The following is an 8404-nucleotide window of genomic DNA, read 5'->3' as shown; positions in this document are numbered from 1 at the left end:
CCCACTGACGAAGCGTCATCGGATGGATGCCCAGACGCTCTGCGGCTTTGGACATGCGCAACAACTCCATGCGCACAATCATACACAACACTAGGGATCGCTAATGAAGTTGGTGAGCCTCTACTACTTGCCGAACGTCAGTGACGCGGCCGGGGAGGTGTTCCCGTACGCGTCGACGGCGACGACCCGCGTGAAGCGATCACGAATGTCTCGTCGGTGTCGCCGGTGTCCTTCCGCGCGCAACGGTCGGCTCGGTCCCTCAGGCCGTTTCGTCACGGGCGCTGTCGGGGACGGGCGATGAGTATGGCCACGTCGTCGTGATCGTCCGGATCGCGCAGCGTGTCCAGGAGCCGGTCGCAGGTTTCGTCCAACGAGCGGTCGGGGCCCTCGAGCACGTCGAGGAGGACGTTCAGGCGCTCGTCGATGGCAACACGGCGTGTTTCGACCAACCCATCGGTATAGAGAACCAGTTGGTCACCGGGGTGCAGGGGGACGATGGCCGCCTCGAAGGGGACGCCGCCGACCCCGAGAGGCGCACCCGTGGGCAGGTCGAGCAGCTCGGGGCGCTGACCGGCGCGTGTCAGTGCGGGGGGCAGGTGTCCGGCCGCGGCGATGCAGCACCGGTCGCTGTGCGGGTCGTATTCCGCATAGACGCAGGTGGCGATGTACGGCTCCAGACCCGCGGTGATCCTGTCGAGGTGCCGCAATACCTCGGCGGGCGGCAGGTCGAGGCCGGCCAGAGTGGCGGTGGCGGTGCGCAGGCGGCCCATCGCGGCGGCCGCGTCGATGCCGCTGCCCATCACGTCGCCCACCACGAGCGCGGTCCTGTCCCCCGCGAGGGGAATGACGTCGAACCAGTCGCCGCCGACCTCCGTGGAGGTTCCGGCCGGTTCGTAACGGGTGGCGACCTCCAGAAGCTCGGGCGGCGCCGGCTGCGGCAGCAGACTGCGCTGGAGCGTCACCGCGGTGTTGCGGACGCTCTGGTACAGGCGTGCGTTGTCGAGGGACACCGCGGTCCGGCCGGCCAGCTCGCCCGCCAGAGTGACGTCGTCCTCGGTGAAGGAGGCCGGATTGCGGCCGCGCATCAGGCCCAGGACGCCGAACGCCCCGCCCAGGGTGGCCAGCGGTATCGCGAGATACGAATGGATACCGGCGCTGGCCAGGACAGCGGCGGATCCGGCGTCACGGGCGATGCGGGCCAGATCCCATTCGTCGACGTGCTTCACGACGACGGGGCGACCGGTCCGTACGCACCGGGTGGGCAGGCGGTTGGCGTCGTAGCTGACCAGGTCGTCGGCCATCCCCACGGCGAGGGCCGCCTCGGTGAGGCAGCCGGCCTCCACGGCGAGGGTGCGAAAGAGCGCCGGGCCGTTGGCAGGTGTCGCGGGGCGGCGATCATCCAGGGCGGAGTCGAGTACGTCCACGACCGCGATGTCGGCGAGTTCGGGTACCACGACACCGGCCAGCTCGCGGGCTGTCTGCTCCATCTCCAGGCTGGTGCCGATGCGGGCGGAGCCCTCGGCGATCAGGGACAGGCGCTGCCGGGCCAGGGCCGCCGCTGAGATCGCGCCGTACCGATCGGTGACTTCCACCACCGACGTGGCGACACCCAGCACCTCTCCATGGGGATCCTCCAGCCGGTAGACGGAGACGGACCAGGCACGATCGGTGTCGGGGTCGGCCGGGGTGCGGCCAATGGTGTACTTGTCGACTTGCGGGATTCCGGTCTTGAGTACTTCCCTGACCGCCGCCTCGGACGCGTCGACACTGACGGAGGGCAGGACTTCGCGGAAACCCCGGCCGAGGTGGTCCTTGGCGGACAGGCCGTGCATCCGTTCCATTGCCGGATTGACGGCGACATACCGTAGATCGGTGTCCAGCACCTCCAACCCGATCGGCGACTGGGCGATCAGCTGCGTGGACAACGCGACGTCCCGTTCCACTTCACGCAGTTTCGACGCGTCCGTGACGATGCCCAGCGTGTAGAACTCCCCCTGCCCCACCGGTAGTCGTGCGCAGTGGAATTCGACCGGCCGGGTACCGCCGCCCTTGTGCCGGACGGGAAAGACACCGGCCCAGCCCTCGCCGGTCTCGACCATCGTCCGGCACTTGCCGGTCACCAGATCCCTGTACGGGTCATGAACCAGCAGCTGCGCCGCGTTTCGGCCCTGTACCTCCTGCGCGGAGTAGCCGAACAGTTCCTCGGCCTGCGGGCCCCACAACACGATCCGCCCGGCGGCGTCCAATGCCACCACCGCCACACGGACCGAGTCCAGTACGCCGGTCGGCTGCTCCAGTCGGGCGTCGGGCGCGTCGTCGTCGGCGCCGAAGGATTCCGCCTGGCTCATACCGAGCGCTCCTTTCATCCGCCGGCACGCGAGGCTACGCCGCGGAGGTGGGCCCAGTCACCGCCACCTGGGCCGGTCTCAGGAGGTGGTCGCCGACCCGGTAGCCCTGCCGCAGCACCTCGGTGCATACGGCCTCACGGGCCGCGCCGCAGGCGTCGTACGTGATCGCTTCATGGGTGTGGGGGTCGAAGGGTTCACCCGCCGCACCGACGGTTCGCAGGCCCAGGGCAGCGAGCCGGTCCTGAAGTGAGCCGGAGAGAACGGCCGCTGCGCCGTGGTCGTCGCCCTGCCGGTGGACCTCTTCCATGACATCCAGGACCGGAAGCAGACCGGTGAGGACATTGGCCACGGCGATCTCCCGTATCGCCAGGCGGTCGCGGCGCACCCGCTTGCGGTAGTTGTCGTACTCGGCTTTCAGCCGCTGCAGGTCCGCGGTCAACTCCGCGATCTGCTCACGCGGTCGTGCTTCCTGCCGCCGTGCGTCATGCGTGCGTGCCTCGTCCAGCCGTGCACCTTCGGCTCCCGCTCGCGCCCGATCCGTCCCCGCGTCCCGGCGGCGCCGGGACGGGAGGGTGACCGGGGCGGGCCCGCGCCAGTCGCGCACCAGCACAAGTGGCCGCTCACCCTGATGCCGGAGGTGCGGGTTCTCGTTCATCCCGTGCCTCCCTTCTGCTCGTCGTCGACGATCTCCGCATCGACGACCTCCTCCTCACCGGTGTCCGTGCCGCCGGGCGAGCCGCTGCCTGCCGTACCGCCGCCAGTGGACTGGCCGCCCTGCGCCTGTGCGTACAGGGCGGTGCCGATCCGCTGCGCGGCGGCCGCCGCCTTCTCGGTGGCGGTACGGATCTCGGCTGTGTCCTCGCCCTTGAGCTTCTCCTTGACCTCGGCCAGGGCGGCCTCGGTCTCGGAACGCACATCCGCCGGGATCTTGTCGGCGTTGTCCCGCAGCAGCTGCTCGGTCTGGTAGACCAGCCCCTCCGCCTGGTTGCGCGTCTCGGCGGCCTCCTTGCGCCGACGGTCCTCCTCCGCGTGCTGCTCGGCCTCGCGCACCATGCGGTCGATGTCGTCCTTCGGCAGCGAGGAGCCGCCGGTGACGGTCATCTTCTGTTCCTTGCCGGTGCCGAGGTCCTTGGCGGTGACGTGCATGATGCCGTTCGCGTCGATGTCGAACGCGACCTCGACCTGCGGGACTCCACGTGGGGCCGGCGGCAGGCCGGTCAGCTCGAACATTCCGAGCTTCTTGTTGTACGCCGCGATCTCGCGCTCGCCCTGGTAGACCTGGATCTGGACGGACGGCTGGTTGTCCTCGGCCGTCGTGAAGATCTCGGAGCGCTTGGTCGGGATCGTGGTGTTGCGCTCGATGAGCTTCGTCATGATGCCGCCCTTGGTCTCGATACCGAGGGACAGCGGAGTGACGTCGAGCAGCAGGACGTCCTTGACCTCGCCCTTGAGGACACCGGCCTGGAGCGAGGCACCGATGGCGACGACCTCGTCCGGGTTCACACCCTTGTGCGGGTCCTTGCCGGTCAGCTCCCTCACCAGCTCGGTCACCGCCGGCATCCGCGTCGAACCGCCCACCAGAATCACGTGATCGATGTCCGACACCTTGATCCCGGCATCCTTGATCGCGTTGTGGAACGGACCCTTGCAGCGCTCCAGCAGAGGCGCCGTGAGCTGCTCGAACTGGGCGCGCGTCAGCTTCTCCTCGAGATGCAGTGGGCCCTCGGCGGACGCCGTGATGTAGGGCAGGTTGATCGTCGTCTCCGTCGCGGACGACAGCTCGATCTTCGCTTTCTCGGCGGCCTCGCGCAGACGCTGGAGAGCCATCTTGTCCTTGGACAGGTCCACGCCGTAGCCGTTCTTGAACTGTTTGACCAGGTGGTCGACAACTGCTTGGTCCCAGTCGTCACCACCGAGGTGCGTGTCGCCGTTGGTCGCCTTCACCTCGACCAGGCCCTCACCGATCTCCAGCAGGGACACATCGAAGGTGCCGCCACCGAGGTCGAACACGAGGATCGTCTGGTCGTTCTCCTTGTCCAGGCCGTACGCCAGCGCGGCGGACGTCGGTTCGTTGATGATCCGCAGCACCTTCAGGCCCGCGATCTGTCCAGCCTCCTTGGTCGCGGTGCGCTGAGCGTCGTTGAAGTACGCCGGGACGGTGATCACCGCGTCGGTGACGTCCTCCCCGAGATGCGCCTCGGCATCCCGCTTCAGCTTCTGCAGCACTCGAGCGGAGATTTCCTGCGCGGTGTACCGCTTGCCGTCGATGTCGCCGGACTCGGGGAAACGCCAATGGGGATCCCCCATGTGCCGCTTGACCGACCGCGCCGTGCGCTCGACGTTCGTCACCGCCTGCCGCTTGGCCACCTCGCCGACCAGTACCTCGCCGTTCTTCGCGAAGGCGACTACCGACGGAGTGGTCCGCGCGCCCTCGGTGTTCGCGATGACCGTCGGCTCGCCGGCCTCGAGCGCGGACACCACGGAGTTCGTCGTTCCCAGGTCAATGCCCACTGCCCGCGCCATCGCTGTCTCCTTTGCGCGTCATCGTCCGCATGACATCGCATTTGTCATCCTTTGGACGACATTTTACAACCGGATGGAGCTGACGCGCATGGGCAGATCGAGGCGGTGACGATGTTTGCGGTGCGGGCGAGGCGGTGGGCGGCTCCCGTCATTCGGTCGACGTCGGCAGGGTGTCGAGCCGGTGGTTCCGCGTGCGGGCGGGCGATGCGGGATCGGGCGCGGACGCAGCGGCTCCGGGGTGCGGTGATGTTCCGCCGGGTACACGGTGAGGGCATGAAGCGGACCTGCCGGTCGTCCTCCACAGTCCCTCGTCGGCCGAGTGGCGAAGGGGCACGGTCGGTTACGGGAATGGGCCGAAGCATTCGCACGCCGCGTCGAGGCGCGGCGAACCCGACCTGAGAAAGGGACCGTCATGGTTCACGGCGGCAACGTGATCGCTGAGCTCACGGCCGATCATCGCGAGCTGGAGGAGCTCTTTGCCCGGATCGAGGCACAGCCGGTCGATCATCCGCAGCGGCGTGCACTGGCGAACCGGCTGACGGCGGAGCTGGTGCGGCACTCGGTGGCCGAGGAGATGCACCTGTTTCCGGCCCTTCGTAAAAACGTCCGCGACGGGAAGGGGCTGGCGGCCGAGGAACTCGCCGAACACGCCCAGGTCGAGCAGGTGCTCAAGGACCTCGAAGGCCTGCACGCCAATGATCCGCAGTTCGACGACACCGTCGCGAAGCTGAAGTCGGAGGTTGCCTCCCACATCGACGAGGAGGAGCACGACCTCTTCCCGAGGCTCGCGGCGTCCTGTTCCCCCGAGAAGCTGGACGAGCTGGGGGAGCTGGTGCGCCGGTCCAAGGAGACGGCTCCCACCCGCCCGCACCCCTTGCTCCCCGACACCCCGCCCGCCAACAAACTGCTCGCCCCCGGCGCAGGGCTGGTGGACCGCGTACGCGACCTGCTGAGCGGCCGTACCACCAAAGCCTGAAGACCGGGCCACGCGCCTCGCCACCCGTCGCCCGCACGACTGGTTCACCGGAAGGAGCATCGAATGCCGGCCCTCGAACGGATCATGCCGGTCGCCGGGGCGCCCTGCTGGGTGAACCTGATAGCACGCGATCTGCACGCGGCTCAGTCCTTCTACACCGAGGTCATGGACTGGGAATTCCGTGCCAGCACCCTCGGGAACAACTTCTCCGTCGCCATGGCGCACGGCGAACCCGTTGCCGGAATCGGAGCCTGCTCACCCGGCGGCCCTCCCACCGTCTGGACCCCGTACTTCGCCGTCCGCGACGCCGACGAGACGGCCGACCGGGTCCGGGAACGCGGCGCCACGCTCGCGATCGGTCCGCTGAAGCTCGGCGCGGGGCGCGCCGCTCTCGCCGCCGACCGGGACGGGGCCGTCTTCGGCTTCTGGGAAGGCCCGGCCCTGGCCTGGTCGGTGGGGCGGGGCAGCGCTCCCGCCCGGCTCGACCTGCAGACACGCCACGCGTTCGAGGCCGCCATCTTCTACGCCGAGGTCTTCGACTGGGCCCAACCGCCGGGCGGCTGCACGGTCGACTACGCGCAGGACCACGTCCTCGTCCAACTCGCGGGAGACACCGTCGCCACCCTGCGCGGCGGAGGCATCGAAACCGCCCCGGACCCGAAGATCAGGCCCCGTTGGAACGTCGACTTCCACGTCCAGGACAGCAAAGAGGCCGCCGCGGCCGCCATCGAGGCCGGGGGCGACTCCTCACCGATACCCTCGCTCGCCGGTTCCGCGAAGGACGCCTTCGTCATCCGCGACCCGGACGGCGGACTCTTCACGGTGTCCGACGACTGACGGGGACGACTGACGGGGACGACTGACGGGGCGGGAACAGCGCATCCGCGAACACTCGAATCCGCGAACACTCGAATCCGGGAACATCCGAATCCCGCTCCCGTCCCCGGACGGCCGTCCGACGTACTCCCGCGGTGCCCCGGCGGCGACCACGGGCATTACATCGAGACCCCAGGGACCTCTCAGGCCCGCGCGGCGGATTCGTAGAGGTCGAGCAATCGGCCGCGCGTCGCGTGCAGCCGTTGGGTGAGTACCAGGCCGACCCATTGGCTGATCGCGAATCCGAATTCGGGGTCCGACCGGCAGAGTGCGCGGATCTGGGATGCGTCGAATTGATAGGCGCGGACGGGGCTCACCGTCTCGGCTCCGAGCTCCCACTCGAAGGGCGGGAAGAGCCAGGACAGCCCGATCAGCTCGCCCGGCCCCAGGGACTCGATTTCCGCGCGACGCCGGTGGGGGAGCTGCGAGTCGAGGGTCACGGTGCCCGTCTTCATGATCCAGAAGTGGTCGGCAGTCGTGTGTTCCTCGAAGAGCCGGTGTCCGGCGGGGAAAAAGACGTTGTCGGCAAGGCTCAGGAGATGGTCGCGGTGTGCGGGCGACAGAGACGTGATTTTGAATGTGGTGGTCATCGGAGAACTCCTCCGAGGAGCGGCTCTGCGGAGGGCGGAACCTCCTGCTGCCGTACGGCGTGCCCGGCACGGCATCGCATGAGCCCGTGGGACGCGGCATGCGATGGACATGGCCCGAGCGCGTCGGCTCGTGCGGTCACGAGGTTCTGCCGACCTCTCGTAGAGGAGTTGTTCCCCATCACGGCAGAAGTACGCGACCGACGCCCGCGAGAGCAGGGTTGTCCTGTACCGCTGCCGTGACAGCGTCGGAGTAGCTGGGTGACGGTGTGTGGCGGGCGCTGGACCTCCCGCGACCAGGGTGTGGACGGCCGGGCCGGTCACCCGGCGGGCCCTGCCGCCCCGGTGGAAGGGGCATCGGAGCCTCGGACTCAGACGGTCGGTGCTCCTTCGATTCGCCGGTTGCCGCCGTTGTGCTTCTGCCAAAGCCGGTAGACGTCGACGGCGGAGTCCTGCGGGTCGTAGCGCATGGGAAGCCGGCGCTGCTCGTAGTCCTTGGCGAACTCGTCGTAGAAGGTGTCGAGTTCGAAGTACTTGCGGTCGTCCACGTAGTGCGGCTCGTATGCGTCGCGGGTGGTGAGGAAGACGACCTCGTCGGGGGAGCAGTAGTACAGCGAGCCCAAGCACATGGGGCACGGATGGGCGAGCACATAGATGGTGGTGCCGACCAGGTGCTCGGTGCCGAGCTTGGTGCAGGCCTCGCGGATGGCGAGGATCTCGGCGTGGGCGGTGGGGTCGGTGGTCTGCGCGACCTTGTTGGCACTCTCCGCGAGGATCTGTCCGTCCTTGACGATGACGGTGGCGAAGGGGCGCCCGCCCTCTTCGACGTTCTTGCGGGCGAGATCGATGGTGTGCTGCACGAAGTCCATGGGATGTCCTCCGGAATGGGGTGTTCTGCTGGTGTGTTGTGTCACGGGCACAGGAAGCGGGCACGGGCGGCGGGCCGGGAATTCCGTTCCGGCCCGCCGCGTCATGGGCCGCTGATATGCGCTGACGTAAGGTCAGAAGGGCTTGGTGGGCAGGTACTTGCCGTCGAGGGTGATGACGGCGCGCTCGCCGCCCTCGGGGTCGGCGACCTTCTTGACGTCGAGCTT

Annotated in this window: 8 protein-coding genes and 1 pseudogene; 2 read left to right on the top strand and 7 right to left on the bottom strand. The window is 68.4% G+C overall.

What is annotated here, in order from left to right:
- The 4 genes from ACFU8Q_RS36025 to dnaK all read right to left on the bottom strand — a co-directional run.
- The coding region (locus ACFU8Q_RS36025; protein ID WP_384462706.1) for a helix-turn-helix domain-containing protein at positions 1 to 70 on the bottom strand (70 nt) is incomplete at its 3' end.
- 202 nt (positions 71 to 272) lie between these two features.
- Complete coding sequence (locus ACFU8Q_RS36020) at positions 273 to 2348, bottom strand: SpoIIE family protein phosphatase (RefSeq protein WP_384462703.1); 2076 nt, start codon at positions 2346 to 2348, stop codon at positions 273 to 275.
- 34 nt (positions 2349 to 2382) lie between these two features.
- Positions 2383 to 3003: a nucleotide exchange factor GrpE gene (gene grpE, locus ACFU8Q_RS36015; RefSeq protein ID WP_384462699.1), complete on the bottom strand. Its 621-nt coding sequence runs from the start codon at positions 3001 to 3003 to the stop codon at positions 2383 to 2385.
- Positions 3000 to 4871 (bottom strand): molecular chaperone DnaK, encoded by a 1872-nt coding sequence (gene dnaK / locus ACFU8Q_RS36010; RefSeq protein ID WP_384462696.1) that lies wholly within the window; start codon positions 4869 to 4871, stop codon positions 3000 to 3002. The genes grpE and dnaK overlap by 4 nt, the downstream gene beginning before the upstream one ends.
- A gap of 412 nt (positions 4872 to 5283) precedes the next feature.
- On the opposite strand from dnaK, the gene ACFU8Q_RS36005 reads away from it, so the two are divergent.
- Both ACFU8Q_RS36005 and ACFU8Q_RS36000 read left to right on the top strand, forming a co-directional pair.
- Positions 5284 to 5847, top strand: a complete 564-nt coding sequence (locus ACFU8Q_RS36005) for a hemerythrin domain-containing protein (RefSeq protein ID WP_384462693.1) — start codon at positions 5284 to 5286, stop codon at positions 5845 to 5847.
- Positions 5848 to 5910: 63 nt separating this feature from the next.
- A complete protein-coding gene (locus tag ACFU8Q_RS36000; RefSeq protein ID WP_384462690.1) occupies positions 5911 to 6684 on the top strand; it encodes a VOC family protein in 774 nt (257 codons plus the stop codon).
- Positions 6685 to 6866: 182 nt separating this feature from the next.
- On the opposite strand, the gene ACFU8Q_RS35995 is transcribed toward ACFU8Q_RS36000, so the two are convergent.
- The 3 genes and pseudogenes from ACFU8Q_RS35995 to ACFU8Q_RS35985 form a co-directional block, all read right to left on the bottom strand.
- Positions 6867 to 7313: a Crp/Fnr family transcriptional regulator gene (locus ACFU8Q_RS35995; RefSeq protein WP_384462688.1), complete on the bottom strand. Its 447-nt coding sequence runs from the start codon at positions 7311 to 7313 to the stop codon at positions 6867 to 6869.
- A 368-nt stretch (positions 7314 to 7681) separates the two neighbouring features.
- Entirely contained in the window at positions 7682 to 8179 is a 498-nt protein-coding gene (locus ACFU8Q_RS35990) for a nucleoside deaminase (protein WP_384462687.1), read from the bottom strand.
- A gap of 132 nt (positions 8180 to 8311) precedes the next feature.
- Positions 8312 to 8404, bottom strand: a pseudogene (locus ACFU8Q_RS35985) (cyanate hydratase); the annotation flags it as partial.

Origin of the sequence: Streptomyces sp. NPDC057543 (genome assembly GCF_042801895.1) — a bacterium.
In the GTDB taxonomy this organism is placed as follows: Bacteria; Actinomycetota; Actinomycetes; order Streptomycetales; family Streptomycetaceae; genus Streptomyces.
Note: the sequence above shows the minus strand (reverse complement) of the source record. Positions and strands in the feature narration are given on the sequence as shown.

Bases quoted from the DNA above. Each gene is read 5' to 3' on its own strand.
- ACFU8Q_RS36020 (WP_384462703.1), bottom strand. From the start codon at position 2,348: ATGAGCCAGGCGGAATCCTTCGGCGCCGACGACGACGCGCCCGACGCC.
- grpE (WP_384462699.1), bottom strand. From the start codon at position 3,003: ATGAACGAGAACCCGCACCTCCGGCATCAGGGTGAGCGGCCACTTGTG.
- dnaK (WP_384462696.1), bottom strand. From the start codon at position 4,871: ATGGCGCGGGCAGTGGGCATTGACCTGGGAACGACGAACTCCGTGGTG.
- ACFU8Q_RS36005 (WP_384462693.1), top strand. From the start codon at position 5,284: ATGGTTCACGGCGGCAACGTGATCGCTGAGCTCACGGCCGATCATCGC.
- ACFU8Q_RS36000 (WP_384462690.1), top strand. From the start codon at position 5,911: ATGCCGGCCCTCGAACGGATCATGCCGGTCGCCGGGGCGCCCTGCTGG.
- ACFU8Q_RS35995 (WP_384462688.1), bottom strand. From the start codon at position 7,313: ATGACCACCACATTCAAAATCACGTCTCTGTCGCCCGCACACCGCGAC.
- ACFU8Q_RS35990 (WP_384462687.1), bottom strand. From the start codon at position 8,179: ATGGACTTCGTGCAGCACACCATCGATCTCGCCCGCAAGAACGTCGAA.